The sequence below is a fragment of the Streptomyces silvisoli genome (genome assembly GCF_029269905.1).
In the GTDB taxonomy this organism is placed as follows: domain Bacteria; phylum Actinomycetota; class Actinomycetes; order Streptomycetales; family Streptomycetaceae; genus Streptantibioticus_A; species Streptantibioticus_A silvisoli_A.
Map to the genome: position 1 here is coordinate 230,458 of NZ_JARJBC010000002.1, position 26,525 is coordinate 256,982.

General features: G+C 72.0%; 27 protein-coding genes and 1 other RNA gene. 17 read left to right on the plus strand and 11 right to left on the minus strand.

Features of this window, described 5'->3' with window-relative positions:
- Window positions 1-65: 65 nt before the first annotated feature.
- The 4 genes from P3G67_RS04080 to P3G67_RS04095 form a co-directional block, all read right to left on the minus strand.
- Window positions 66-896 (minus strand): DUF5336 domain-containing protein, encoded by an 831-nt coding sequence (locus tag P3G67_RS04080; protein ID WP_276092216.1) that lies wholly within the window; start codon window positions 894-896, stop codon window positions 66-68.
- A gap of 137 nt (window positions 897-1,033) precedes the next feature.
- Window positions 1,034-1,699: a class I SAM-dependent methyltransferase gene (locus P3G67_RS04085; protein WP_276092217.1), complete on the minus strand. Its 666-nt coding sequence runs from the start codon at window positions 1,697-1,699 to the stop codon at window positions 1,034-1,036.
- Window positions 1,700-1,781: 82 nt separating this feature from the next.
- Window positions 1,782-2,411 (minus strand): response regulator transcription factor, encoded by a 630-nt coding sequence (locus tag P3G67_RS04090; protein WP_276092218.1) that lies wholly within the window; start codon window positions 2,409-2,411, stop codon window positions 1,782-1,784.
- Window positions 2,412-2,435: 24 nt separating this feature from the next.
- Entirely contained in the window at window positions 2,436-3,590 is a 1,155-nt protein-coding gene (locus P3G67_RS04095; protein ID WP_276092219.1) for a sensor histidine kinase, read from the minus strand.
- Between the two features lie 463 nt (window positions 3,591-4,053).
- Between P3G67_RS04095 and P3G67_RS04100 the strand changes: the two genes are divergently transcribed.
- The 3 genes from P3G67_RS04100 to P3G67_RS04110 are packed head-to-tail and all read left to right on the plus strand — an operon-like array spanning window position 4,054 to window position 6,986.
- On the plus strand, window positions 4,054-4,908 hold the full coding sequence (locus tag P3G67_RS04100; RefSeq protein ID WP_276092220.1) for a MaoC/PaaZ C-terminal domain-containing protein: 855 nt from the start codon (window positions 4,054-4,056) through the stop codon (window positions 4,906-4,908).
- A 14-nt stretch (window positions 4,909-4,922) separates the two neighbouring features.
- On the plus strand, window positions 4,923-5,999 hold the full coding sequence (locus P3G67_RS04105) for a Zn-dependent alcohol dehydrogenase (RefSeq protein WP_269854208.1): 1,077 nt from the start codon (window positions 4,923-4,925) through the stop codon (window positions 5,997-5,999).
- Between the two features lie 42 nt (window positions 6,000-6,041).
- Complete coding sequence (locus P3G67_RS04110) at window positions 6,042-6,986, plus strand: 3-oxoacyl-ACP reductase (RefSeq protein ID WP_276092221.1); 945 nt, start codon at window positions 6,042-6,044, stop codon at window positions 6,984-6,986.
- A gap of 56 nt (window positions 6,987-7,042) precedes the next feature.
- On the opposite strand, the gene P3G67_RS04115 is transcribed toward P3G67_RS04110, so the two are convergent.
- Complete coding sequence (locus P3G67_RS04115; RefSeq protein WP_276092222.1) at window positions 7,043-7,198, minus strand: hypothetical protein; 156 nt, start codon at window positions 7,196-7,198, stop codon at window positions 7,043-7,045.
- Between the two features lie 175 nt (window positions 7,199-7,373).
- Window positions 7,374-8,483 (minus strand): hypothetical protein, encoded by a 1,110-nt coding sequence (locus P3G67_RS04120; protein ID WP_276092223.1) that lies wholly within the window; start codon window positions 8,481-8,483, stop codon window positions 7,374-7,376.
- A gap of 271 nt (window positions 8,484-8,754) precedes the next feature.
- Between P3G67_RS04120 and P3G67_RS04125 the strand changes: the two genes are divergently transcribed.
- The 3 genes from P3G67_RS04125 to P3G67_RS04135 are packed head-to-tail and all read left to right on the plus strand — an operon-like array spanning window position 8,755 to window position 11,518.
- Window positions 8,755-9,621: a Nif3-like dinuclear metal center hexameric protein gene (locus tag P3G67_RS04125; RefSeq protein WP_269854212.1), complete on the plus strand. Its 867-nt coding sequence runs from the start codon at window positions 8,755-8,757 to the stop codon at window positions 9,619-9,621.
- On the plus strand, window positions 9,618-10,361 hold the full coding sequence (locus P3G67_RS04130; RefSeq protein ID WP_269854213.1) for a zinc ribbon domain-containing protein: 744 nt from the start codon (window positions 9,618-9,620) through the stop codon (window positions 10,359-10,361). The genes P3G67_RS04125 and P3G67_RS04130 overlap by 4 nt, the downstream gene beginning before the upstream one ends.
- An 8-nt stretch (window positions 10,362-10,369) precedes the next feature.
- The gene (locus P3G67_RS04135) at window positions 10,370-11,518 is read left to right on the plus strand and encodes a bifunctional RNase H/acid phosphatase (protein WP_276092433.1); all 1,149 of its coding nucleotides are present in this window, start codon (window positions 10,370-10,372) and stop codon (window positions 11,516-11,518) included.
- On the opposite strand, the gene eda is transcribed toward P3G67_RS04135, so the two are convergent.
- The gene (gene eda / locus P3G67_RS04140) at window positions 11,515-12,174 is read right to left on the minus strand and encodes a bifunctional 4-hydroxy-2-oxoglutarate aldolase/2-dehydro-3-deoxy-phosphogluconate aldolase (protein ID WP_313879556.1); all 660 of its coding nucleotides are present in this window, start codon (window positions 12,172-12,174) and stop codon (window positions 11,515-11,517) included. The two genes, P3G67_RS04135 and eda, sit on opposite strands and share 4 nt — an antisense overlap.
- 194 nt (window positions 12,175-12,368) lie before the next feature.
- Here eda and P3G67_RS04145 point away from each other — a divergent pair, with 194 nt between their 5' ends.
- On the plus strand, window positions 12,369-13,718 hold the full coding sequence (locus P3G67_RS04145) for an FAD-dependent oxidoreductase (RefSeq protein WP_276092225.1): 1,350 nt from the start codon (window positions 12,369-12,371) through the stop codon (window positions 13,716-13,718).
- 87 nt (window positions 13,719-13,805) lie between these two features.
- The gene (locus P3G67_RS04150; RefSeq protein WP_276092226.1) at window positions 13,806-14,369 is read left to right on the plus strand and encodes a PadR family transcriptional regulator; all 564 of its coding nucleotides are present in this window, start codon (window positions 13,806-13,808) and stop codon (window positions 14,367-14,369) included.
- On the opposite strand, the gene yaaA is transcribed toward P3G67_RS04150, so the two are convergent.
- Window positions 14,356-15,135, minus strand: a complete 780-nt coding sequence (gene yaaA, locus P3G67_RS04155) for a peroxide stress protein YaaA (protein WP_276092227.1) — start codon at window positions 15,133-15,135, stop codon at window positions 14,356-14,358. The genes P3G67_RS04150 and yaaA overlap by 14 nt on opposite strands.
- A gap of 101 nt (window positions 15,136-15,236) precedes the next feature.
- Between yaaA and rnpB the strand changes: the two genes are divergently transcribed.
- An RNA gene (gene rnpB / locus P3G67_RS04160) (RNase P RNA component class A) lies at window positions 15,237-15,639 on the plus strand.
- Between the two features lie 296 nt (window positions 15,640-15,935).
- Here rnpB and P3G67_RS04165 read toward each other — a convergent pair.
- Together P3G67_RS04165 and P3G67_RS04170 are read right to left on the minus strand one after the other, a co-directional pair.
- Entirely contained in the window at window positions 15,936-16,097 is a 162-nt protein-coding gene (locus tag P3G67_RS04165; protein ID WP_269854218.1) for a hypothetical protein, read from the minus strand.
- Window positions 16,098-16,202: 105 nt separating this feature from the next.
- On the minus strand, window positions 16,203-16,958 hold the full coding sequence (locus P3G67_RS04170; protein WP_276092228.1) for an SDR family oxidoreductase: 756 nt from the start codon (window positions 16,956-16,958) through the stop codon (window positions 16,203-16,205).
- A gap of 79 nt (window positions 16,959-17,037) precedes the next feature.
- Between P3G67_RS04170 and P3G67_RS04175 the strand changes: the two genes are divergently transcribed.
- From P3G67_RS04175 to P3G67_RS04210, 8 genes are all read left to right on the plus strand, one after another.
- Window positions 17,038-17,349, plus strand: coding sequence for a 4a-hydroxytetrahydrobiopterin dehydratase (locus P3G67_RS04175; RefSeq protein ID WP_276092229.1), 312 nt, complete (start codon window positions 17,038-17,040; stop codon window positions 17,347-17,349).
- Window positions 17,350-17,426: 77 nt separating this feature from the next.
- Complete coding sequence (locus tag P3G67_RS04180) at window positions 17,427-18,797, plus strand: multidrug effflux MFS transporter (protein ID WP_276092230.1); 1,371 nt, start codon at window positions 17,427-17,429, stop codon at window positions 18,795-18,797.
- A complete protein-coding gene (locus P3G67_RS04185; protein WP_276092231.1) occupies window positions 18,794-19,984 on the plus strand; it encodes a serine hydrolase domain-containing protein in 1,191 nt (396 codons plus the stop codon). The genes P3G67_RS04180 and P3G67_RS04185 overlap by 4 nt, the downstream gene beginning before the upstream one ends.
- Before the next feature lie 38 nt (window positions 19,985-20,022).
- Window positions 20,023-20,988, plus strand: coding sequence for a metal ABC transporter solute-binding protein, Zn/Mn family (locus P3G67_RS04190; RefSeq protein WP_276092232.1), 966 nt, complete (start codon window positions 20,023-20,025; stop codon window positions 20,986-20,988).
- Between the two features lie 11 nt (window positions 20,989-20,999).
- A complete protein-coding gene (locus P3G67_RS04195; protein WP_313879557.1) occupies window positions 21,000-21,923 on the plus strand; it encodes a metal ABC transporter ATP-binding protein in 924 nt (307 codons plus the stop codon).
- Window positions 21,910-22,815, plus strand: a complete 906-nt coding sequence (locus tag P3G67_RS04200; protein WP_276092233.1) for a metal ABC transporter permease — start codon at window positions 21,910-21,912, stop codon at window positions 22,813-22,815. Before P3G67_RS04195 ends, P3G67_RS04200 begins: the two co-directional genes overlap by 14 nt.
- Window positions 22,812-23,645: a metal ABC transporter permease gene (locus P3G67_RS04205; RefSeq protein WP_276092234.1), complete on the plus strand. Its 834-nt coding sequence runs from the start codon at window positions 22,812-22,814 to the stop codon at window positions 23,643-23,645. Before P3G67_RS04200 ends, P3G67_RS04205 begins: the two co-directional genes overlap by 4 nt.
- 281 nt (window positions 23,646-23,926) lie before the next feature.
- Window positions 23,927-24,949 (plus strand): small ribosomal subunit Rsm22 family protein, encoded by a 1,023-nt coding sequence (locus P3G67_RS04210; RefSeq protein WP_276092235.1) that lies wholly within the window; start codon window positions 23,927-23,929, stop codon window positions 24,947-24,949.
- On the opposite strand, the gene P3G67_RS04215 is transcribed toward P3G67_RS04210, so the two are convergent.
- A complete protein-coding gene (locus P3G67_RS04215) occupies window positions 24,932-26,473 on the minus strand; it encodes a phytoene desaturase family protein (RefSeq protein ID WP_276092236.1) in 1,542 nt (513 codons plus the stop codon). The genes P3G67_RS04210 and P3G67_RS04215 overlap by 18 nt on opposite strands.
- Window positions 26,474-26,525: the final 52 nt, after the last annotated feature.

Here is a 26,525-nt window from a genome sequence, read left to right on the forward strand (position 1 = left end):
CGCAACGGCCCCCGCCGAACCGGAAGTTCGACAGGGGCCGCTCTGCGCTGTTCGGCGGAAGCGTTTCAGCCGCGCTGGATGCCCGTGGTGTCCTGGAGCACCCCGCGCCGTCCGTCCTGGGTCTGCGCGACCAGCGCGGCACCGCGCTGGTCCACCGCGAGGTACCAGGTGCCCGGGGTCAGTTCGGCGACCGGGGTCGGCGAACCGTCCTCCGAGTAGATCGGCCGCGGCACCGGCACCGCGAACCAGAACGGTGCGAACTCCACGCCGCCGGACGGTACCTGAGCGGCCGCCGCGGGCTGACCGCCGCCGAGCGGGGCACCCGGCTGCTGCGACTGGTCGGCGTACGGCTGCTGCCCAGCGGGGTAGCCGTAACCGTGGGACTGCTCCATACCGTACGGCTGGCCACCGACGGGCTGTCCGCCGTAGGGCTGGGCCGGCGCCGGCTTGGGGGCGCTGACCAGGGCGGCCTTCAGCGCCGGGACGCGCGGCGCGACGATGGCGACGGCGGCCATCGCCGCGGTGGCCACGAAGCCGAGGATGGCGCCGATGCCCGGGCTCACGCCCTGGCCGCCGCCCATCAGGGCCCACAGCGCGCTCCACGCGGCGAACACCGCCAGTGCCGTGCCCCACTGGTCCAGGGTGAGCCCCGCGGGCTTGCGGCCCTCGGGCAGGAAGCGGGCGCCGACGATCAGGGCCGCGGCGATTATCCCGGCCAGGAAGATCGACGGAAGCACGGGGAACAACGACGACTTCCACGCGTTCGGCATCGTGACCTGGCCACACAGGTTGCCGCAGTCGCTTACCGAGAAGAAGTCCAGGAATGACGCGATGAGCAGCAGCACCGCTGCACCGATCACCGCGCCGTCGCCTCGGGTGAGGGAGCGGATGTTCACGTAGTGGTCCTTTGTCAGTTCGGTGTCGTCGCTGTCGCCGGTACGCGCAGCGCGCTCCGCTCGGCAAGGCGGAGTGCGGGGGGCACCCATGGTACGGGTGTGGCGGCCCGCTGGTCAGCGGGGACGGTTGGCGGACCCTAGCCGCCCGCGCCGGTGCGGCGCAGCACGCGCAGCGAACCGGTCACCGAGACCTCCGTGAACGCCCCCGAATCCAGGGCGCGTTGGTAGACGCGGTACGGAGCCTGGCCGCCGTCCGCCGGGTCGGGGAACACATCGTGGATGACCAGCAGCCCGCCCTGGGCGACGTGCGGGGCCCAGCCCTCGTAGTCCGCGGTGGCGTGCTCGTCGGTGTGGCCACCGTCGATGAAGACCAGGCCGAGCGGGGTCTGCCACAGCGCGGCGACGCGCGGTGACCGGCCGACCACCGCGACCACATGCTCCTCAAGGCCCGCCGCGCGCAGCGTACGGCGGAACGTCGGCAGCGTGTCCATCGCCTTGACCTCGGGGTCGACCAGCTCCGGGTCGTGGTACTCCCAGCCGGGCTGCTGCTCCTCGCTGCCGCGGTGGTGGTCGACGGTCACCGCGGTCAGCCCGGCGTCGCGGGCCGCGGCGGCGAGCAGGATCGTGGAACGGCCGCAGTATGTGCCGATCTCCAGCAGCGGCAGGCCGAGCGGCGCCGCCTCGGTCGCGGCCGCGTACAGGGCCAGGCCCTCGTCGAGCGGCATGAAGCCCTTGGCCGCCTGGAAGGCGGCGATCGTGTCGGGGCTGGGCTGCGAGGGCGCCTGCGGCTGGGTGGCGGTCATGAGGGCCATCGTGCACCATCGCCAGCGGCGCACTTCGGGTGGGTGGCGCCGCCGGCCTGCGGCGCTGTCGTCTCCTTTCCGGTCACAGCCAACCGTTGGTGCGCGCGGCGCGTACCGCTTCCATGCGGTTGCGGGTCGAGGTCTTCCCGATCGCCGACGACAGGTAGTTGCGGACGGTGGACGCCGACAGATGGAGCCTGGCCGCGATGTCGGTGACCGTCGCGCCGTCCGCTGCCGCGTTCAGGACGTCGCGCTCACGGGTGGTGAGCGGGTTGGGGCCCGCGGTGAGCGCGACGGCGGCCAGGGTGGGGTCGACCACCCGTTCTCCGGCGAGCACCCGCCGGATCGCGGCCGCCAGTTCCTCGACAGGGCCGTCCTTGACCAGGAAGCCGCTCACTCCGGCCTCCATCGCGCGCCGCAGATACCCGGGACGGCCGAACGTGGTGAGGATCAGCACCTGGCACCGCGGCAGCGCCAGCCGCAGTTCCGCCGCCGCGTCCAGACCGCTGCGGCCCGGCAACTCGATGTCGAGCAGTGCCACGTCGGGGCGCACCTCCTTGGCGGTGGGCACGATGGCGTCCCCGTCCGAGACCTGCGCGACGACCTCGATGTCGTCCTCAAGCCCCAGCAGCAGCGCCAGCGCGCCACGCATCATGCGCTGGTCCTCGGCGAGGAGGACCTTGATGGACTTGGCGGGATGCTGCTCGGTCATGGGCAGATCGTAGGGCGGCGGTGCTCATGGCCTCGCGAAGTGGTCCTCCTCCACGGGCAGTTCGGCTGTCAGCTGGAAGCCGCGGCGGGGCGCCGGGCCCGCGCTCAGGGAGCCGCCCGCCATGGCGAGGCGCTCGGTCAGGCCCTTCAGGCCGTTGCCCCCGGTCGAGGCCCCGACGGCCTCGCCGCTGCCGTCGCCGTCGTCGCTGATGCGCAGGACCGCGCGGTCGCCGCCGGTGTCCAGCTCTATTCGGCAGGACGACGCCCGGCTGTGCCGTACGACGTTCGTCACGCCTTCCCGCACCACCCAGCCCATCAGCGCCTCGGTCTGCGGAGGCAGCGGTGGGCCCGACTCATGCACGGTGGCCTGTATGCCGGAGGCGTCCAACGCGGAGCGGGCGCGGTCGAGTTCGGTCGCCAGGCTGCCGTCGCGGTAGCCGGATACCGCCTCCCGTATCTCGGTGAGCGCCTGGCGGCTCACCGACTCGATGTCGGACGCGTGGCTGAGCGCGGCGTCCAGGTCGCGCGGCGCCAGACGGCGCACCGCCTCCGCCTTCACCGCCACCACCGACATGGTGTGACCGAGCAGATCGTGCAGGTCGCGGGAGAAGCGCAGCCGCTCCTGGCTGACCGCGACCCGTGCCAACTCCTGCCTGGTGGCGCGTAGTTGGGCTATGACCTGGTGGAGTGAGAGGACCGCGGCGGTCACCAGTCCGGACAGGAGGGTTCCGTACGCGGTGCCGGCGGAGTCCCAGAAGGCGCCACTGTGGAAGCCGGATATCACCCCGTCGGAGGCGGACAGAGCGACCAGCGCCATGCCCAGTTGCCTGCCGCCCAGCGCCGCCCCGCAGGCCAGCGAGAGCATGATGAACAGCAGAAGCCAGCTGTGCCCGAACGGGATGGCGGTCGCGTAGGTGAGCGCGGCGAGCGCCAGCAGCAGACAGCGCGGTCGCCGCCCGTCCTTGAGGCTCTCGTCGAACGCCGCCCTGACCGCCATCACATAGACCACGGCGAACACGGCGAGCGCGGGATAGGCCAGCCAAGCCGGTCCGACCCGGCCGTGCGCCACATCGGCGCCCGGTGCGATCAGCATCGTCAGCCAGGGGATCATCGCGGCGGCGGTGGGCGCCTTGAGCTTCTCTATGTACCTGTCCAGTTCGGCGCCCCGCAGGTGCCGCATCTCATGCGCGTCGAGCAGTCCCTGTTGGCGGTGCTCCCTGCGGCAACGCCATCGCTCCCGGGCGGCCCGAAACCCTTCGCCGGCCCATGTCCACTCATTCCCCCGTGTCCCCGTCATCGTCCTTCGTCCGTTCTGGTCGTGCTGGTCGAATTCCATGATGGAGGTGCGCCGGGCCGCGCGTCATCGGGGGATCGGTTGCCGATCGGCGCCGGAGGGCTGATTGGCGCCTCATACTCCGGGGCGCCGAAGATCCACCCATCGGCTGACTGTGCGTCAAGTATTCCCTGTGAAACCGTGATGCGTTATACAGGCCCCATCGACTAGAACGCGTTCTACGTGTTGCCAGGCGATGGCCCTGAACGACCCCGGCGCGGCCGACGGTGCGGACGGTCGCGCCGGGGTCCCGACCGACCGTCCGTTTCTCCGGGGCCGCCGCCCCGTACCGCCGTGAGGAGCCGCGCAGATGCCGATCGACGTCGCCCGGGCCACAGCCGCCGAGGCCCGCAGCACCGAACTCACCTGGGGACACAAGGACGTCCAGCTCTACCACCTGGGCATCGGCGCGGGCGTCCCCGCCACGGACGCCGACGAACTGCGGTACACGCTGGAGAGCAGACTGCACGTACTGCCCAGCTTCGCCACCGTCGCGGGCGGCGGTATGGCCGTCGCCGGCGGCATGGCCGCACCCGGCATCGACGTCGACCTGGCCGCCGTGCTGCACGGCGGGCAGAGCGTCGAACTGCACCGGCCGATCCCGGTCAGCGGCAGGGCGGTTCAGCAGTCCAGGGTCGCCGCGGTGTACGACAAGGGGAAGGCCGCCGTCATCCTGCTGCGCTCCGACGTGGCGGACGCGGACGGACCGTTGTGGACCTGCGACACCCAGATATACGTCCGAGGCGAGGGCGGCTTCGGCGGCGAGCGCGGCCCGTCCGTCCGCCTCGACCCGCCGCGACGTGAACCCGACCGGATCGTGGAGCGCGCCACCAGGCCGGACCAGGCGCTGCTCTACCGGCTCTCCGGCGACTGGAACCCGCTGCACGCCGACCCGGAGTTCGCCAAGCTGGCGGGATTCGACCGGCCGATCCTGCACGGGCTGTGCTCCTACGGCATCGTGCTCAAGGCCGTGGTGGACACCGTGCTCGGCGGAGAGGTCGCCCGGGTGACCTCCTACGCCACCCGGTTCGCCGGGATCTTCTTCCCCGGCGAGACGCTGCGCATCCGGATGTGGGCTGAGGAGGGGCGCGTCCAGGTGTCGGCCACCGCCGTGGAACGGGACGACGCCCCGGTGCTCACCGACACCGTCATCCAGCACTCGTAGCGAAGGGACGCGTCATGCGTGCGGCCGTACAACGGGAGATCGGACAGGACAAGCTCGAAGTCGTGGACGACGCCGAGGCGGTGGGATTCGGCCCCGGCAAGGTACGTCTGCGGATCAAGGCCACCGGTCTGTGTCACTCCGACCTGTCGGCGATGAACGGCGTGCTGCCGCAGCCCGCCCCGTTCATCCCGGGGCACGAGGGCGCGGGCGAGATCGTGGAGGTCGGCGAGGGCGTCGACCGACTCAAGGCGGGAGACCGGGTGCTTGTCTGCTGGCTGCCCGCCTGCGGCCAGTGCCCGTCGTGCCAGCGCGGCCAGACCCATCTGTGCCTCACCGGGTTCCTCAACGCGGCCACTCCCAACTACCGCTGCGCCTCCGGGGATGTGTTCGGCTTCGCCGGAACCGGCACGTTCGCCGAGGAACTGGTGGTGGACGCCGCGTGCGCGGTACCGATCCCGGACGATGTGCCCTACGAGATCGCCGCGCTCATCGGCTGCGGGGTCACCACCGGAATCGGCGCCGCGCTCAACACCGCGAAGGTGCGGGCCGGTTCGTCGGTCGCCGTGCTCGGCTGCGGTGGCGTCGGCATCTCCGTCATCCAGGGTGCGCGGGCCGCCGGTGCCGCCGAGATCGTCGCCGTCGACCCGGTCGCGGCGCGCCGCGAGGGCGCGGTGCGGTTCGGGGCCACCGAGGCGGTCGGCCCGGAGGAACTGGCCGACGCCAGGAACCGGCTCACCAGTGGTGAGGGCTTCGACTACGTCTTCGAGGTCGTCGGCCGCTCCGACACCGCCCGTACCGCGTACGAGACCACCCGGCGCGGCGGCACGCTCTGCGTCGTGGGGGCGGGCGCGATGGACGACTTCCTCAAGATCAACATGTTTGAGCTGTTCTTCGACGAGAAGCGCATCCTGCCGTCGCTCTACGGAGGCGGCGATGTGCTGCGCTCCTACCAGCGGGTGATCAGGCTGTGGCGCGCCGGGCGGATCGATCTGGCCGGGTTGATCACCCACCGGGTGCGCTTGGAAGAGGTCAATGAGGCGGTGCGGCAGATGCGCAGCGGTGAGGCGCTCAGGACATCCATCACTGTGTGAGCCGCCCGCCCTGTTCGTCCCGCGCACATCGGAGGTGGAGGTATGGCCGTGTTGAACGGCAGGACCGCGATCGTCACCGGCGCGGGGCGCGGTCTCGGCCGCGCCGAGGCGCTGGAACTGGCCAGACTGGGCGCGAGGGTCGTGGTCAACGACTTCGGGCAGCCCGGCCGGGACGGCACGGGGGAGGCGTCGGCCGCCCCCGCCGACCAGGTCGTGGCCGAGATCGTCGCGGCGGGCGGCGAGGCGGTGGCCCACCACGGCGACGTGGCGGACTTCGAGCAGGCCCGGGGACTGGTCCAAATCGCCCTGGACACCTACGGATCGCTGGACATCCTGGTCAACAACGCGGGCATCCTGCGCGACCGGATGGTCTTCTCGATGTCCGAGGACGAGTGGGACTCGGTGATCCGGGTCCATCTCAAGGGCCACTTCAACATGGTCCGCTTCGTGGCGGCGCACTGGCGGGAACGCGCCAAGGCCTCCGGTGGCACGGTGTACGGGCGAATCGTCAACACCTCGTCCGAGGCGTTCGTCGCCGGGTCGGCGGGGCAGCCCAACTACGCCGCCGCGAAGGGCGGGATCATCGGGCTGACGACGTCGAGCGCGCTGGCGCTGCGCAAGTACGGGGTGACGGTCAACGCGATCTGCCCGCGGGCCCGCACGCGGATGACGCGGGACGTGTTCGAGGGGTTCGCGGCTCCGGCGGAAGGGGTGGATCCGCTGGCGCCGGAGCATGTCGCTCCGCTGGTCGGCTATCTGGCCGGGCCCGCCGCGCAGCGGGTCAACGGGCAGGTGCTGGTAGTACACGGCGGCATGGTCGCCGTACTGGACCGACCGCGCGTCGCCGCGCGGTTCGACACGGGCAAGGAGGTCTTCTCCTACGAGGAACTGGAGGATCTGCTCACGCCGTACTTTGCCGGGCGGGATCCGGAAGAGACGTTCGCGGCCCCCGAGATCTTGGGCCTCAAGCACTCGGTGCGGGGCTAGGTGCTTTTGGGGCGAGCCCCCCGCCCCTCAAGGGACCTGAGGGCCCGCCCCAAGCGTCACACGTCGTGGTCCGGGCGCCGGTGCTTGCCGTGAGCCGGGACGGAGTCCTCTTCCACGGGGGCGGCGGAGCCGCGGTGCCGTCCCCCCTCGGCCCCCAGGGCGGCCGCCTGTTGGGCGCGGTCGTCGGTGCTTTCGGTACGGGCTTCGGGCATCAGAACTTTCTCCGTCGGGATCGCTTAAGGAGATGGCGAATTGGGGCGGAAGCGTACACAACACGCCTATCACGGCCGCCCGTTAACCTCGCGCTACCCACCGGTGGCCGGGTCGACACGGCCGTACGGCCCCTGATCGAGTCTAACGGCGGACAAGATCCATCGGCCAAGCCCCCTACCGTACCGCGGCGAGCGGCGCCTGCTGCAGCGGAAGTACCCGGCTGACCGGAGCCGTGGGCGGTGGCTCGCTCGGCTCCGGCCGCGGCGGCCGCGGCAACGGGCTCACCAGTGCCTCGGAGATGATGTCGCGCACCCCGTAGGGCTGATCGGGGCGCGCGAACGGCAGCCGCAGCGTGCCGTTCGCCGACCACCACGCGCACCCGACCAGCCAGCCCGGCGGTGTGGGCAGCGGCCACAGTGTCCGAGCCGACGGCCGCCACAGCACGGCGCGGTTGAGGATCCGCAGCACCACCGCACACGCCTCGGGCATCAGCAACTGCCCCGGCTGGATGGCGAGCGGCTCGATGGCCGCGGTGCGGTCCGGCTCCCGCAGGCAGTCGGGGAACCGCACCGGCCGTCTGCTGTCCAGCACGCCCCAGCCCAACCGGTCGGTGCCCGGCGCGTTGCTGCGGACCAGCAGTAGTTTGCTGTCCGGATCGGCGAGCAGCAGCCGGTCGTCGCTCTCCTCGGTGATCTGCAGCAGCGGACTGACCGACCCGGTGTCCAGGTCGACCGCGATGGTCTTGGTGCGCCCCTGGTGGGTGCGGTCCAGGGCGAGCATCCGGCCGGTGCGGTCCAGCCAGACCCCGCCGGTGCACCGGCCGCCGATCTCCGCGCGCTGCTCCAGACCCGGCCCGCCGTGCACCAGCCACACGGTGGACCTGCCGTCCGCGTACACCAGCGCGTAGACGCTGCCGCAGGGTAGCGCGGGCAGCAGCCGTACCGACTCGCCGTGCAGGAAGCCCACCGGCAGCTCACCGGTGCCCGGGCCGGTGGGGTAGATCAGTGCCAGATCGTGCCGGTCGGCGCCGCGGCGGCGGATCAGCACCCGGCCGTCGGGCAGCGGCAGCACCTGGGAGTCCGCCGCCTCCGGCCGCTGCCCGGGCAGCGGCACCGTGTACGGCTCGGGGCCGCTCAGCGTCCAGCGTTCCGGAAACCAGCCGGTGCCGTCCGGCTCCCCGCCCTGGGCGAGGCAGGCGGCGTAAGAGCCGTCCGCCGCGATGTTGAATCCCGAGCGCCGTGTGGTACCGGACGCCGCTGAGGTCTCTGTGGCGCAGGCCGTCATGTTCCGCGTCACCTCCGGCTCAGAAGCTAGTTTTCGTACTTCCAGCCGAACAACGCGAGTTGAAATGCTTCACACATAAGGGTGGCTGTCTCCCGGTTCGCCGTGGATCGGAAACCGGCGTGTGCTGTGTCCCGTGACCGGGTCCAGGTAAGGCTCCCCTTACCTGCCCGCCGCGCGGTCCCGCGGGCTCGCCGCTCGGCCCGGCGAAGCAGCAGATGAACGGACCCCTCGGGGGATCCGGGGAGCACGGGCGGGAGGTAACCTTCCACCCGTGCCCAAACTGTCCGATGTGATCGACGCCCTCGAAACCCTCTGGCCCCCGCAACGGGCTGAGCAGTGGGACGCCGTGGGCCTGGTCTGCGGGGATCCGGACGCCGAGGTGCGCCGGGTGCTGTTCGCCGTCGACCCGGTCCAGGAGGTCGCCGACGAGGCGGTACGCATGGGAGCCGACCTGCTGGTCACCCACCATCCGCTCTATCTGCGCGGCACCACGACGGTCGCCGCCAGCGGGTTCAAGGGCCGGGTGGTGCACGGTCTGATCAAGAACGATATCGCCCTGCACGTCGCGCACACCAACGCCGACCGGGCCGACCCCGGCGTCTCGGACGCGCTCGCCGCGGCCGTCGGGCTGCGCATCAGCGGGCCGCTGGTGCCCGACCCGGAGGACCCCGCGGGCCGCCGCGGCCTCGGCCGGATCGGCGAGCTTCCGGCGCCGCTGCCGCTGGCCGAGTTCGCCGCCCGGGCCGCCCGCGCGCTGCCCGCCACCGCCACCGGGCTGCGGGTGGCCGGTGACCCGGAACGGCAGATCCGTACCGTCGCGGTGTGCGGCGGCTCCGGCGACAGCCTCTTCGAAGAGGTGCGGCGCGCCGGAGTCGACGCCTACCTCACCGCCGACCTGCGCCACCACCCCGCCTCCGAGGCCCAACAGCACGGCGGGCCCGCGCTGTTGGACGCCGCGCACTGGGCCACCGAGTGGCCCTGGTGCGAGCAGGCCGCCGCGGAGCTGGACGAGATCTCCGACCGGCACGGCTGGGCGCTGCGTACGCATGTGTCGCGCCAGGTCACCGACCCGTGGACGCTCCACGCGCCGAGCACAGACCAACCGTCCCCCATCACTAGCCCAGGAGCTTCCGCTTGAAAGCCGCGCCCGCCGACCAGATCCGACTTCTCGAAGTCCAGGCCCTCGACTCGCGTCTCGGGCAGCTGGACCACAAGCGCAAGAACCTCCCGGAGCACGCCGAGATCGAGCGGCTGAGCGCCGACGCCGCGCAGGTGCGCGACCTGCTGGTGGCCGCCAGGACCGAGGAGAGCGACACCGCTCGCGAGCAGACCAAGGCCGAGCAGGACGTGGACCAGGTGCGCCAGCGCGCCGCCCGCGACCAGCAGCGCCTGGACTCCGGTGCGGTCGCCTCGCCCAAGGATCTGGAGAACCTCCAGCGCGAGATCGCCTCGCTCGCCAAGCGCCAGGGTGACCTGGAGGACGTGGTGCTCGAGGTCATGGAGCGCCGCGAGGCCGCCCAGGCCCGCGCCGCCGAGCTGGAGCAGCGGCTGGCCGCCGTGCAGTCCAAGGTCACCGAGGCGGAGGCGCGCCGCAACAGCACGCTGGAGGAGCTCGACGCCGAGGGCTTCACCGCCGCCAAGGAGCGCGAGGTGATCGCCGGTTCGGTCCCCGACGAGCTGCTCAAGCTCTACGACAAGCTGCGCGGCCAGTTCGGCGGCGTGGGCGCGGCCAAGCTCTACCAGAAGCGCTGCGAGGGCTGCCGACTGGAGCTGAACATCACCGAGTTGAACGAGGTGCGCGCCGCCCCCGCCGACGAGGTCGTACGGTGCGAGAACTGCCGCCGGATCCTGGTCCGTACCCCGGACTCCGGTCTGTGACGGTCGAGATGGCGAAGTTCGTCGTCGAGGCGGACGGCGGGTCCCGGGGCAACCCGGGGCCCGCGGGCTACGGCGCGGTCGTCATCGACGCGGCCACCGGCGAGACGCTCGCCGAGCGTGCCGAGTACCTGGGCACCGCCACCAACAACGTCGCCGAGTACAAGGGCCTGATCGCCGGGCTGCGCGCCGCACGGGAGTTGGACCCGGAGGCGACGGTTCATGTGCGGATGGACTCCAAGCTCGTCGTCGAGCAGATGACGGGCCGCTGGAAGGTCAAGCACCCCGACATGCGGCCGCTCGCCGCGGAGGCGCAGGCGATCTTCCCGTCCGGCCGGGTGACGTACGAGTGGATCCCCCGTTCCCGCAACAAGCAGGCGGACCGGCTCGCCAACGAGGCGATGGACGCGGGCAAGGCGGGCAGGCAGTGGGAGCCCAAGCCCTCGGCCGTGGGCACGCCGCCGTTGGACGGCGAGCGGACCGCCGAGGTCGCCGCCGCGGTCCCGCCGCCGGTCGGCTGGGCCGCGGACCTCGGCTCGCCCACCACGTTCGTCCTGCTACGGCACGGGGAGACGCCGCTCACGCCCGAGAAGCGGTTCTCCGGCAGTGGCGGCGCGGACCCCGAGCTGTCGGAGAAGGGCCACTGGCAGGCGCGGCGCTGCGCCGAGGTGCTGGGGGCACGAGGCAGCGTCCAGGCCGTCGTCAGCTCACCGCTGACCCGCTGCCGGCAGACGGCCGAGACGGTGGCGGCCCGGCTCGGACTCGACGTACGGGTCGAAGAGGGCCTGCGCGAAGCGGACTTCGGGGCGTGGGAGGGACTGACCTTCGCCGAGGTCCAAGAGCGCTACCCGGACGACCTCAACGCCTGGCTGGCGTCCGCGAAGGCCCAACCGACCGGTGGCGGCGAGAGTTTCGCGACGGTGGCCCGCCGGGTGGCGGTCACCCGCGACCGGCTGATCGCCCGCTACGCGGGCCGTACGGTGCTGCTGGTCACGCATGTCACGCCGGTCAAGTCCCTGGTGCGGCTGGCGCTGGGCGCCCCGCCCGAGTCGCTGTTCCGGATGGAGGTCTCGGCGGCCTCGCTGTCCGTGGTGGCGTACTACTCGGACGGCAACGCCTCACTGCGCCTGCTCAACGACACGGGACATCTGCGGGGTTAGGCGAGCAAGCCCCCGTCGCCACGGGGGAGTCGGGGGCCGAAGCCCGCGGCCTGCCGGGCCAGCCGTTCGACGCGGCCCCAGTCCTTCGCGCGAAGAGCGTCCTGCGGCAGCATCCAACTCCCGCCCACACAGCCCACATTGGGCAGTGCCAGATAGCGGGGGGCGCGCTCGGCGTCGATGCCTCCCGTCGGGCAGAAGCGTGCCCCGGGGAACGGCGATGCCAGTGACCTCAGATAGGCCGTGCCCCCGGCTGCCTCCGCGGGGAAGAACTTCATCTGCGTCACCCCGCGCTCCAGCAGCGCCACCACCTCCGACGTGGTGGACACCCCCGGCAGGTACGGCACCCCGGAGTCGCGCATCGCGGTCAGCAGCCGGTCGGTCCAGCCCGGGCTGACCAGGAAGCGTGCCCCGGCCGCCACCGCGGCCCCGACGTGCCCCGGGGTGAGCAGCGTCCCCGCGCCGACCGTGGCCCGCGGCACCTCGGCGGCGATGTGCCGGATGGCCCCCAGCGCGGCGGGGGTGCGCAGCGTGACCTCGATCGCCGACAGCCCGCCCGCCACCAGCGCGCGGGCCAGCGGTACCGCGTCGTCACCGTCCTCCAGGACCACGACCGGGATGACGGGGGCCAGGTCCAGCACGGATTCCATGGCCGTCATCGTGCGGGTTGACTACGCAGAGCGCAACGATCGTTGCGGAGAATGCAACGGCCTCGCGCGGGGAACGGGTTCCCGCACTTCGCCCCACCTGAAACGCGATATAGCGCTTGACGCCTGTCGCGATAGCCATAACATGAATAGTGCGACTGTGAATACAGCGCGTCTCCCGCTACCGCGACCCCGAAGGACCCGCCATGCCCACCTCGCCCCCGCGCGTCATCGTCATCGGAGCCGGATTCGGCGGCCTGTGCCTCGCGCACGGCCTGAAGCGGGCCGGAATCGCCGTGGACGTCCACGAGCGCGACCGCACCCGCGCCGACGGCCTGCACGGCTACCGCGTCGGCATCGACCCCGACGGCGCCCGCGCGCTCAAGGCCAGCCTGCCGCCCGACCTGTTCGACACCTTCGCCGCCACCTGCGCCCGTCCGCCGCGCGGCCTCACGATGGTCAGTGAGAAGCTGCGCACCACCCTGGACATCCCGTTCGACCCCGGCAGCGATCCGGCCGAAAGCGAGCACTCCGTAAGCCGCATGACGCTACGTCAGGTGCTGCTGACCGGACTTGAGGACACCGTGCACTTCGACAAGGCCTTCACCCACTACCAGCAGCACGACGACGGCACGGTCACCGCCCACTTCGCGGACGGCGGTTCGGCGACCGGCGACCTGCTGGTGGCCGCCGACGGCGCCAACTCCCGTGTACGCAGGCAGTATCTGCCGCACGCCCAGGTGCTGGACTCCGGCATCATCGGCCTGACCGCCAAGGTCCCGCTCACCGACGCGACGCGCGACCTCCTCCCGGAGCACGTCCGGATGGGCGTCGGCCTGGTCATGGCACCCAGGGGCTTCGGCGGAATCCTGCACACCATGGAGTTCAAGTGGGACCGCGACGGCACCCTCAAACACGACGTCGGCGGCAACGACGCCGAGTTGATCTCCCGCTGGCCCGGCCTGCTCTACGACAACACCCGCGACTACATCAACTGGGCCATCTGGGCGGCCAAGGGCAAGTTCCCCGCGGACGTGCTGACCCGGCGCGGCCGGGACGTGGCCGACCTCGCGCTACGGCTCACCCCCGGCTGGCACCCCAACCTGCGGCGGCTGATGGACCTTTCCGACGACTCCTCCGCGTTCGCCATCAACATCCGCACCTCGGTCCCCGTCGCCCCCTGGCGGCCCAGCCCGGTCACGCTGCTCGGTGACGCCATCCACACCATGACCCCCGGCCAGGGCGTCGGTGCCAACACCGCGCTGCGCGACGCCGTACTGCTGTGCCGCAAGCTCACCGCCCACCGCGACGGTCGACTGCCGCTGCTGGAGGCCGTCGGCGAGTACGAGACGCGGATGCGTGACTACGGGTACCGGGCGGTGCTCGCCTCCCGGGAACGGATGAACGCCGAGGCCCTCATCCACAAGCCGTACATCGGCCGTGCGGCGCTCGGGCTGCAGCGGACCATGCTGCGCACGGTGAACCACACACCGCCGCTGAAGCGGAAGTTCACGGCACAGATGGCGGGCACCCGGGGGAGCGGCCGCGAGGAGTGAGGCCGCTACGGCGGGCGCGCCCGTTGCCGCATACGATGCGCACCAGGCGCCGCCCGCCACCGCGTGCACGACGAGAGAAGACCCCCGATGCCCTCCGAACCCCGCCGCTCACCGCTGGCCATGGCCGTACTGCTGCTGCTCGGCATCGAGCCGCTGCACCCGTACGGGCTGCGGCAGCGCATCCACGAGTGGGACAAGGACCGGGTGGTCAACGTCAGCCAGCGCAACTCCGTCTACCAGACCGTCGACCGGCTGGAGCGCGCCGGACTGGTCACCGCGGTGGAGACCGCCCAGCAGGACAACCGCCCGGACAAGACCCTCTACCGCACCACCGAGGAGGGCGACGCGGTCGCCCGGCGCTGGCTGCTGGACCTGCTGGCCGAACCCGTGGACGAGTACCCCGCGTTCCCCGCGGCCCTGGCGTTCCTCGGCGCGCTGCCCCGGCAGACAGCGCTGGAGGCGTTGCGGGAGCGCGCCGAGACGCTGCGGCGGACCATCGAGCGCGAGGACGCCGAGGTCGAGGCGGGGATCGCGGCACTGCCCGGCGGGCTGGACCGCATCAACGTGGTCGAGTACGACTACCTGCGGACCATGCGGGCCGCGGAGCTGGCCTGGCTGCGGGGCCTGATCGACGAACTCACACCTCGGTGACCAGCACGTCCAGCCTGCCCGGCGCCGGGGTCTCCACGGTGAACCCCAAGTCCCTCAGCGCCACGGCGAGTTCGGCCGGGTCGCGGGGCGTCGCGCCGTCGGTCAGCAGCGCCCGTACCAGCCGCCCCTTGGTGGCCTTGTTGAAGTGGCTCACCACACTGCGCTTCTCCACCCCGTCCACGGTGCGCACCTGGAGCACCCGGACCGTCGCCGTCCGCCCGGCCAGCTCGCCCTTCGGCTTCCACGCGGTGGCGTAGGCGGCGGAGCGCAGGTCCAGCACCAGCCCGTCGCCCGCCACCTGCGGCAGCGCCTCGGCCATCGGCGCGCGCCAGTAGCCGCCCAGCGCGCCGAGCCCCGGCAGCTTGACCCCCATGGAACAGCGGTACGAAGGGACCGGGTCGTCGATGCGCAGCGCGCCCCACAGCCCGGAGAAGACCAGCAGCGTGTCGCGCGCCCGGCGGGCGGCGCCCGCGTCCAGGGTGGACAGCCCCAGCGCGTCGTAGAGCACCCCGGTGTACAACTCCCCGGCGGGCATCGTCGGCGCGGACCGCAGCCCGGCGTTCTTGGCCACCTCGCCGCGCAGTTTCGCGCCGAGGCCCAGCACGTCCAGCGCCTTCTCCGGGTCCCCGGAGCAGAGCCCGACCAGCTCGTCCAGCACCGTCCGCCGGGCCTCGGTCAGCCCCGGCAGCGACAGCGACCCCAGCTCCAGCGCGGCCCCGGAGCCCTGCTGGGACTTCCCCTCGGACGGCGGCAGCAGGACGAGCACGGCACATCTCCCTCGTACGTCACGACGTCACACCCTGGAGCAGCATAGGCGGCCCTGGTCGGCACCCCGCCCGGCCTCCACTACGATGTAGGTACGGCAGACGAGCCGAGCGGGCGGTCGCGTCGGAACCCCTGGTTCCGCCGAGGAACGTCCGGGCTCCACAGGGCAAGGTGGTGGGTAACGCCCACCCGGGGTGACCCGCGGGACAGTGCCACAGAAAACAGACCGCCGGGCGCCGAAAGGCACCCGGTAAGGGTGAAACGGTGGTGTAAGAGACCACCAGCGTCCAGGGTGACCTGGACGGCTAGGTAAACCCCACCTGGAGCAAGGTCAAGAAGGGGCCGTCGCGAGACGGCCCTGCGCGGATGTTCGAGGGCGGCCCGCCCGAGTCCGCGGGTAGACCGCACGAGGTCAGCGGCAACGCTGACCCTAGATGGATGACCGCCACCCGGCGGGCCGCGAGGCCCCCGGGCACAGAACCCGGCGTACAGCTCGGCTCGTCTGCCGCTCCTCGTCGGGCTGGTCGGGACGGCTTCCCGGAGGGCGTCTCCCACAGTGAGCGGTGAGCCCCTCGGCCGCAGGGATCGGCTGAACGCCAGTGGTCGTTGAGGTCGGCCTCGCCGTGCTGATGGGATCGCTCATCACCCAGTCCCGGTGCGGCTGATGACCGCTCAGGACCCGAATGCGTTCCTGTTCCACCGGTCCGCTCCGTAGCCGAGGCTTCGAGCGCGGCGAAGACGGCCGGGGCGGCACCGCTGATCCCGACGGCCGTCTCGCCTCACGTGTGGGCGGTCCGCACGCTATCCGTGCTGTTCCCGCAGTTCCTGTTCGCCCTCCGCCGGGCCGGCGCCGCGCTCCTCCCGGGCCGCCCACGGGGGCGGGGTGCGATCGGCCTCGGCCATCAGCTGGTCGAAGGTCTTGGCTTCGGTTCCCGGTATTCGGGCTTTGTCCCCGGTGCGCATCCTGTCGTTCCTCCATGGGCGTGAAGCGGAAGGCCGCTCCAAACATGCACCGCCCCACCATCCGGCGCTCGTTTGAGTGCTCCGAACGGGGGATCCCGGCGGGCGTCACCCCCGCCCGATGTACGGCATGGTGGTGGCCATCACCGTCGCGAACTGCACGTTCGCCGCCAGGGGCAGGGAGGCCATGTGCAGCACGGTGCGCGCAACGTCGGCCGCGTCCATCACCGGCTCGGCCAGCACGCTGCCGTTGGCCTGCTCGATGCCGGTGGCCATCCGGGCGGTCATCTCGGTGGCCGCGTTGCCGATGTCGATCTGCCCGCAGGCGATCCGGAAGGGGCGGCCGTCCAGGGACAGCGACCGGGTCAGGCCCGTGATGGCGTGCTTGGTGGCGGTGTACGCGATGCTCTTGGGGCGGGGTACGTGGGCCGAGATCGAGCCGTTGTTGATGATCCGTCCGCCCTGCGGCCGCTGGTGGCGCATCGTGCGGAAGGCGGCCTGGGCGCACAGGAACGCGCCGTTGAGGTTGACGTCGACCACCTCGCGCCACCGCTCGTACGGCAGCTCGTCCACCGGGATCGGCGGGGTGCCGCTCCCGGCGTTGTTGAACAGCAGGCCCAGCGGGCCGAACCGCTCCCGTACGGCCTCGAACAGCGCGTCCACCTGCTCGGGGACCGTCACGTCCGTCGGGAGCACCGCCAGCGGCGCGCCCTCGTCCGCCAGTCGCGCCGTCTCCCGCAGTGCCTCCTCGCGGCGTCCCGCCAGCGCCACCGACCAGCCCGCCCCGGCCAGCGCCAGCGCCACCGCACGGCCGATGCCGGACCCGGCGCCGGTCACCACGGCAACCTTCTGGATTTCGCTCATGCCCCCGCAGGGTAGGGGGTGGGACGATCGACCACGCACCCCTGCCCGTCACACATCCCAAACGGAGGGAGCAGACCGAATGCCGACCGCCGACCCGCTGTCGCACAAGGAGATCGAGGACCAGCTCGCGGAACTGCCCGGCTGGGAGGCGGCGCCGGACGACTCCCGGATCACGCGGACGTACCGTCTCGCGCATCTGCCCGCCGCGATCTTCGCCGTGCACATCGCCCGTATCCAGGACGAGTTGAACCACCACTCGGATCTGACACTGGGCTACAACACGCTCGCGGTGTCGATCGCCACCCATGAGGCGGGTGGACGGATCACCGCAAAGGACTTCGAACTGGCCCGCCGCATCGCCCGGATCGCGCCGGAGCACGGGGCTGAGTGACCGGAGTAACCAACGTCACGGGTTGAACCGGAATCCCGGGCGGCCGACCGGTGTTGCAACCACCCATGGAACCCAGGATGACGGAGCCCGGCGCGGCCGGGGACATGGAGCGTGACACCCCGCCCGACTCTCGGATACCGCGAAATGGCGGGCATTTCGCATCGCCCGGGCACGCTGAGGTCCTGACCGGCCATGCCGAGGCATCGCCCGGACACTCCGCGTCCCCCCGGGCCCAGCGCCGCACCGGCCTCCTCGTCACCCTCGTCCTCGGCGGCCTCACCGCGCTGCCCCCGCTGTCGATGGACATGTACCTGCCGTCGCTGCCGGCCGTCACCACCGCGTTGCGCAGTCCGGCGGCGACGGTCCAGCTCACGCTCACCGCGTGCCTGCTCGGCATGGCGCTGGGCCAGCTGGCCGTCGGACCGATGAGCGACAAGTGGGGACGGCGGCGCCCGCTGCTCATCGGCATGGTGGTGTACGTGCTCGCCACCGCGGTCTGCGCCTTCGCGCCGAACGTTGAACTCCTCGTGGGCTTCAGGCTGTTGCAGGGGCTCGCCGGCGCCGCGGGCATCGTCATCGCCCGCGCCGTGGTGCGCGACCTGTACGACGGCGTGGCGATGGCGCGGTTCTTCTCCACCCTGATGCTGATCTCCGGCGTCGCCCCGATCATCGCCCCCTTGATCGGCGGCCAGATCCTGCGCTTCACCGACTGGCGCGGGGTCTTCGTCGTGCTCACCGCCGTCGGCACGCTGCTCACCGTGCTGGTGCTGCGCCAGCTTCCCGAGACGCTGCCCGCCGAGCGGCGGCACGACGGCGGGCTGGGGCAGGCGCTGCGCACCATGCGCGGGCTGCTCGGTGACCGGATGTTCACCGGCTACCTGCTGGCGGGCAGCTTCGCCTTCGCCGCGCTGTTCGCGTACATCTCCGGTTCGTCGTTCGTCATCCAGGACATCTACGGCGCCTCGCCGCAGACGTTCAGCCTGCTGTTCGGGCTGAACTCCGTCGGCCTGGTGGCGGTCGGCCAGTTCAACGGCAAGGTACTGGTCGGCCGGGTGCCGCTGGACCGGGCGCTGGGCGTGGGGCTCGCGGTGATCGTCGTGGCGGCGGTGGCGCTGCTGCTGATGACCTGCGGGGTCTTCGGCCCGGTGGGGCTGGTGCCGGTGGCGGTCGCGCTGTTCGTGCTGATGTCCGCGATGGGGCTGGCGATGCCGAACACCAACGCCCAGGCGCTGATGCGCACCCCGAACGCCGCGGGCTCGGCGTCCGCGCTGCTGGGTACCGGCCAGTTCCTCATCGGCGCGGTCGCCTCGCCGCTGGTCGGGATCGCGGGCGGGCACACGGCGGTGCCCATGGCGCTGGTCCAGGTGAGTTGCGCGGTGCTGGCGATCGGCTGCTTCCTGGCGCTGTGCCGCCCCTGGCGCGGGGCCGCGGCTACTGTCGCGGAGTGACCGAAGACGACGCGTCCGCCGGGCTGCTACGACAGCTGCGGGCGGCCACCGAGCCGGCGCCGGTACACCCCTGGTGCGCGGGCGCCGTGGTGCTCGCGGGGTGCGGCCGGGACGTCGTGCTCCACGAGGCGGTCGGCTGGGCGCTGCGCTACTCCGGGTACGACGCGCGGGCCGACCGGGGCGTGGAACTGCCGCGCGAGCGGTGGATCCCGATGCGCCGGGACACCGTCTTCGATCTGGCGTCGCTCACCAAGCCGTTCACCGCGATCGCGGCGCTCCAGGCGATCGAGCGCGGCACCATCGCGCTGGACGGGCAACTGGGCGCCTACGCGCCGCGGTTGACCGCCGCCGCGGACCACCGGATCACCGTACGGCAGCTGCTCACCCACACCTCGGGACTCCGTGCCGAACTGCCGCTGTACGAGTACCGCGGCCCCGAGCGGCGGTTGGCGCGGCTGGCCGAGGAGGAGCCGCTCACCGAGCCGGGCAGCACGTACCGCTACTCCGACCTCAACCCGCTGCTGCTGCAACACGTGCTGGAGCGCACCACTGGCCGCTCGCTGGCGCGGCTGGTACGGGACGGGATCACCCGGCCGCTGGGCATGACCTCGACCCGCTACTGCCCGCCGCCGTCCTGGCGGCCACGGATCGCCGCCACCGAGGACCAGCGCCGCCCGTGGGGGAGGCTGGATCGCGGGCTGCTGCACGGTGTGGTGCACGACGAGAACGCGTACGCGATGGGCGGGGTCGCCGGTCACGCCGGACTGTTCTCCACCGCCGCCGACCTCGGCGCGCTGTGCCGTGCGCTGCTGGACGGCGGCGCGGGCGTCCTCGCCCCGGCGTCGGTGCGGCTGATGCTGGCGGACGCGGGGATTCCAGGGCGATCGCAGGGGCTGGGATTCGAGCTGGAACAGCCTTGGTTCATGGGGGAGTTGGCCGGGCCGCGCACCGCGGGGCACACCGGGTTCACCGGTACCAGCCTGGTGGTCGACTTCGCCTCGGGCCGCTATGTGGTGCTGCTCGCCAACGCCGTCCATCCGGTCAGGACCTGGCGCCAGGGCAACGCGCCACGGGCTGATGCCGCAACGTGGCTGGCCCGGTATGGACACGGCTCACCCCGGTCAAGAGTTGGCAACGATTGTCATAATGTCACTCAAGGGCTTGGTGGTGAAAATCGTTTCCAGTAATCTGGGGGCCAGCCCAGTGTTGAGGAGCGTTCCGCGTCATGACCCCTGCGATATCCCGTCCCGCCCGACTCGCCCGTATCGCCGCCGGCGGTCTAGTGGTCGCGGCTCTCGCCGCGACCAGTGCCTGCGCCACTTCCTCACCGAAGTCCAGCGGCGGCGGCGCCAGCGGCAACGCGTCGGGCGGCAAGGTGATCAACGTCGTGGCGGCGGAGAACTTCTGGGGCAGCATCGCCACCCAGCTCGGCGGCAGCCACGTCAAGGTGACCAGCATCATCACCAACCCGGCCACCGACCCGCACGACTACGAGCCGACCGCCGCCGACGCCCGTACCGTCAGCGGCGCCCAGTACGCGATCGTCAACGGCATCGGCTACGACTCCTGGGCCGACAAGCTGCTCGCCTCCAACCCCGGCACCGGCCGCACCGAACTCAAGGTCGGCGACCTGGTCGGCGTCAAGCCCGGCGGCAACCCGCACCGCTGGTACTCGCCGGACAACGTCCACCAGGTCATCGAGAAGATCACCGCCGACTACAAGAAGATCGACCCGGCCAACGCCGCCTACTTCGACCAGCAGAAGAACGACTTCGAGAACAAGTCCCTGGGCGAGTACAGCCAGTTGATCTCGCAGATCAAGTCCAAGTACGCGGGCACCCCGATCGGCGCCTCGGAGTCCATCGTCACCCCGCTCGCCGAGGGCCTCGGGCTGAAGATGCTCACCCCCGAGTCCTTCCTCGACGCGATCAGCGAGGGCACCGACCCCACCGCGCAGGACAAGGCCACCATCGACCAGCAGATCAAGAACAAGCAGATCAAGGTCTACGTCTACAACAGCCAGAACTCCACGCCTGACATCCAGGCCCAGGTCAACGCGGCCAAGGCGGCCGGGATACCGGTCACCACCGTCACCGAGACGCTCGACCCCGCGGGTGACACCTTCCAGCAGTGGCAGGTCGGGGAGTTGAAGGGCATCGAGCAGGCGCTGGCCAAGGCGACCGGTAAGTGAGGGTGAGTGAGATGACGGCGGTGACCTCCGGCATACCCGCGCAGACCCGTGCCGAGCCCACCACGGGGCCCGTGCTGCAGTTGCGTGACGCGGGCGTGCGGGTCGGCGGACGGACCCTGTGGTCAGGTGTCCAACTGTCCATCGGAGCAGGTGAGTTCACCGCCGTCCTCGGCCCCAACGGGGTCGGCAAGTCCACCCTGATCAAGGCCGTGCTCGGCCTGCAGCCGCTCGCCGAGGGCGAGATACGGGTGCTCGGCCAGGCGCCCGGCCAGGCCGGACGCCGGGTCGGCTATCTGCCGCAGCGCCGCAACTTCGACGCCTCGCTGCGCATCCGGGGCACCGACATCGTGGGCCTGGGACTGGACGGCGACCGCTGGGGCGTGCCGCTGCCGGTGCCGGAACGATTCAGCCCGCGGCGGCGCGCTGCCCGCGCCCGGATCGAAGAGGTCATCGAGCTCGTCGGAGCCACGAAGTACGCGCACCGGCCCATCGGCCAGTGCTCCGGTGGTGAACAGCAGCGGCTGCTGATCGCCCAGGCACTGTGCCGCAGGCCGGAGATCCTGCTGCTGGACGAGCCGCTGGACAGTCTCGACCTGCCCAACCAGGCGGCCGTGGCGGCCCTGATCGGCCGGATCTGCAGCGTGGAGGGCGTCTCGGTGATCATGGTGGCGCATGACGTCAACCCGATCCTGAGCTACCTCGACCGGGTGGTCTACCTCGCCGAGGGCGGCGCCGCCACCGGCACCCCGCGGGAGGTCATCACCTCCGAGACGCTGACCCGGCTGTACGGCACGCCGGTCGAGGTGCTGCGCACCTCCGACGGACGGCTGGTGGTGGTCGGCCAGCCCGAGGCACCCGCGCGCCACAGCGACCGGCATGAGCCGGCGGCCCCCGCGGAGTCGACGGGGGAGGGGGCGGGCCGTGCCGCTGGCTGACGCGGTGACCACTTCCTGGTCATGGAACCTGCTCACCGACTTCCAGGTGATGTGGTCCTACCCGTTCATGGTCAACGCCTTCCGGGCCGGGGCCGTCATCGCCGTGCTCGCCGCCGCCGTCGGCTGGTTCGTGGTGCTGCGCAGGCAGACCTTCGCCGCGCACACCCTCTCGGTGGTCGGCTTCCCGGGTGCGTCCGGGGCGGTACTGGTCGGAGTCGCCGCCGGATACGGCTACTTCGCGTTCTGCGTGGGCGCCGCCGTCCTCATCGCGATGCTGCCCGGCTCGGGGAAGGGCCGGGGCGAGGAGTCGGCGCTCACCGGGACCATCCAGGCGTTCCTTCTCGCCTGCGGATTCCTCTTCGTCGCCCTGTACAAGGGGTTCCTCAAAGGGGTGAACTCGCTGCTGTTCGGCAGCTTCCTGGGCATCACCAGCAGCCAGGTGCTGCTGCTCACCGCGGTCGCGGCGGTCGTGCTGTGCGTACTGGCCGTCATCGGGCGGCCGTTGCTGTTCGCCTCCGTGGACGAGTCGGTGGCCGCGGCGCGCGGACTGCCGGTACGTGCGCTGTCCACCGTCTTCCTGGTGCTGCTCGGCGCGGCCACCGCCGAGGCCAGCCAGATCACCGGCTCGCTGCTGGTCTTCGCGCTGCTGGTGCTGCCCGCCGCGACCGCCCAGGTGCTCACGCCCCGCCCCGGGCTGAGCCTGGTGCTGGCCATGGTCATCGGTCTGGCGGTGACCTGGCTCGGGCTGGCCGTGGCGTACTTCTCGCCGTACCCGGTCGGCTTCTACGTCACGACCTTCGCCTTCGGCGGTTACGTACTGGCCCGGCTGGTTGCCGTCGCCCGGCAGGCGTCGCTGGTGCGGCGCGGCCCGCTGTTGAGGAGTGCCGCATGAGCGCCTTCGCGCACCCCTTCTTCCTGCACGCCCTGCTGGCCGGTACGGCGATCGCCGCCGCGGCCGGTCTCGCCGGGTACTTCCTGGTACTGCGAGCCCAGGTGTTCACCGGGGACGCGCTCAGCCACACGGCGTTCACCGGTGCGCTGGCGGCACTGGCGATCGGCTGGGACCTGCGGATCGGACTGTTCGCCACCACCATCGGGGTGGCGGTGCTGCTTGGGTTCCTCGGGCGCCGGGGACGGTCGGACGACGTGGCCATCGGCGGTGTCTTCTCGTGGATCCTGGGGCTCGGGGTCTTCTTCCTGACGCTCTACACCACGACCCGGTCGACGGCCAACGGCGGGGCCGGGGTGAGCGTGCTGTTCGGGTCGATCTTCGGGTTGTCCGCGTCGTCCGCGTGGACGGCGGTGGGGGTGGCCGTGGTGCTGTGCGTGGCGTTGCTGGCCGTCGCACGGCCGTTGCTGTTCGCCTCGGTCGACGAGTCGGTGGCCGCCGCGCGCGGGGTGCCGGTGCGGGCGCTTTCGCTGGTCTTCCTCGCCCTTGTCGGGGCGTGTGCGGCGGAGGCCACGCAGGCGGTGGGCTCGCTGCTGCTGCTCGGGCTGCTGGCGGCGCCGGCGGGGGCCGCGCAGCGGCTCACGGACTCGCCGTACCGGGCGCTGGGGCTTTCCGCCGCGCTGGCGGTGGCGGAGATGTGGGCGGGGCTCGCGGTCGGGTACGTGGTACCCAACGTCCCGCCCAGCTTCGGCGTCATCGCCGCCGGGGCGCTGGTCTACGGGCTGACGTTCGTACGGCTGCCCCGACCGACCCGCGCGCTGTCGGTGGGCTGAGTTGCGACGGCGCCGCTGTTCGGGGTTCGCCCGCCCGTTTGCCGTCGGCCTTTGCCTGCTGTTGCGCACGGGCGGTGCGCTCTCCGCTGCGCTGCGGGTGTTTTGTACCCACCCACCCGCCCTTCTCGCAGCTACCGGCGCGCCCCCGACCCACAACCAACCGTGCGCAACGGCAGTCAAAGGCCGAGGGCAATCGGGTGGGCGGGTGGGTGGAAAAGACCCGCAGCGCAGCCACGCACCGCCCGTGCCCGACCGGGCCGACGGGAACATAGGGTGGGGGCGTGAACGCCCCCGTCCCCGTACCCGCTGCGACCGAGAACGACCTGCGCGCCGCCCTGCGTGACCGCCTGCACGCGGTGCCCAGCGATGCCCCGCGCCAGACCGCCGCGGCCGTCGAGCGGCTGATCGCCCACTACCGTGGCCGTACGCCCACCGACAGCCCGGTACTGCGGGACCGGGCCGACGTCGCCGCGTACGCCGCGTACCGGATGCCCGCCACGTTCGAGGCGGTGCGGTCGGCGCTCGCCGCCTTCCGCGCACGGGCGGGCGAGTGGTCGCCGAAGACCCATGTCGACATCGGTGGCGGCACCGGCGCCGCCACCTGGGCCGTGGCCGACGCCTGGCCGGCGGCCGGGCACTCCACGACCGTCCTGGACTGGGCCCAGCCCGCCCTGGACCTCGGGCGCGCCCTGGCCGCCGAGGCCCCGCACCCGTCCCTGCGCCAGGCGCAGTGGCACCGCCAGCCGATCGGCGGCGCCCTCACGCTCCCGCCCAGCGACCTGGTCACCATCAGCTACGTGCTCGGCGAACTCACCGAGTCCGACCGGGAGTCGGTGGTCGCCACGGCCGCCCGCGCCGCCCGCACCGTGCTCGTGGTGGAACCCGGCACCCCCGACGGCTACCGCCGGATCCTCCGCGCCCGCCAGCAACTCGTCGACGAGGGGCTGGGCGTCGTCGCACCCTGCCCGCACAACGGAGAGTGCCCGGTGCAGGACCCCGACTGGTGCCACTTCGCCGCCCGGGTCAACCGCTCCTCGCTGCACCGCCAGGTCAAGGGCGGCTCCCTGCCGTACGAGGACGAGAAGTTCAGCTACGTCGCCGCGATGCGCGACCCCGTGCCCCCGGCGGTCAGCCGGGTGGTGCGCCACCCGCAGATCCGCAAGGGCCAGGTCCTGCTGGACCTGTGCACCCGCGACGAGGGGCTGCGCCGTACAACGGTCTCCAAGCGGCACGGCGACCTCTACCGCGCCGCCCGGGACGCGGAGTGGGGCGACGCCTGGCCGCCGCTAGCGGCCGAGGACTGACATCGCCGCGTTGTGACCGGGTATCCCGCTCACGCCGCCGCCGCGCACCGCGCCCGCGCCGCACAGCAGGACGTTGCGGTGCGCGGTCTCGACACCCCAACGGCCTGTCTCCGGTGTGGCGTACGGCCAGGACAGGTCGCGGTGGAAGATGTGCCCGCCCGGAAGCGCGACCTCCCGTTCCAGGTCGAGCGGTGACTTGGCCTCGATGCACGGTTTTCCCTCGGCGTCCAGCGCCAGGCACTCCTCGATCGGCTCGGCGAGCACCGCGTCCAACTGCGCCAGCGTGGCCTTCAGCAGCGCCTCCTTGGTTCCGGTGGGGTCGGAGGCGAACAGCCGCCCGGGGGCCAGCAGTCCGAACAGGGTGAGCGTGTGCCAGCCGCGGGCGGCCAGTTCGGGGGAGAGGATGGATGGGTCGGTCAGCGAGTGGCAGTAGATCTCCGAGGGCGGCGCGGTGGGCAGCGCGCCACCGGCCGTCTGCCGGTACGCGTCCGCCAGGTTGCGGTAGCCCTCGGCGATGTGGAACGTGCCGGAGAACGCCGCACGGGGGTCAACCGCCGTGTCCCGCAACCGCGGTAGTCGCCGCAGCAGCATGTTGACCTTGAGCTGCGACCCCTCCGGCTTCGCCGGAGCCGGCTCGTCCAGCAGTTCGGCGAGCGCGTGCGGGGAGACCGCGGCCAGTACGTGCCGGGTCTCCACCTGCCCTGTGGCGAAGCGGACTTCGGCCCGGGTGCCGTCGGTGGTGATGCCGGTCGCCGTACAGCCCGTGACGATCTCGGCCCCGGCCGCGCGGGCCGCGTCGGCGAGCGCGTCGGTCAACGCGCCCATGCCGCCCACCGGAACGTTCCAGTCACCGGTGCCGCCGCCGATCACGTGGTACAGGAAACAGCGGTTCTGCACCAGCGACAAATCGTGGGCGTGGCTGTACGTGCCGATCAGGGCGTCGGTGAGTACGACACCGCGTACCAGGTCGTCGGTGAAGGCCGACTCCACGGTCTCGCCCAGCGGGCGCTCGAACAGCGCCTGCCACGCGTCCGGTTCGTCCACCGCCCGGGCCAACTCGGCGCGCGACGGCAGCGGTTCGGTGAGCGTCGGGAAGACACGCTCGGCGACCCGGCTCGTCATTCCGTAGAACCGCTGCCACGCCGCGAAGTCGCGGTCGGAGCCGGTGAGTTGGACGAAGCCCTCCCGGGTGGCCGCCGGATCGCCGACGTCCACCAGCAGTCCGCCACCGCGCCGGTCCGGGGTGTACGAGGAGATCCGCCGCCGCCGTACCGTGAACCGCAGCCCCAGATCCCTGACGATCTTCTGGGGCAGCAGGCTGACCAGGTAGGAGTAGCGGGACAGCCGTGCCTCCACGCCCGGATAGGCCCGGGCGGACACGGCCGCCCCGCCGGTCACCGGCAGTCGCTCCAGCACCAGCACCGAGCGCCCGGCGCGCGCCAGGTACGCGGCGGCGGTCAGCCCGTTGTGGCCGCCGCCGACGATGACCGCGTCGTAGTAGGGGTGGTCCGGCACTCCGCTCATCCGCGCGGCTCCCTTGTTCGGGTCTCGACCGTTCAGCCTCTCGACCCGAACG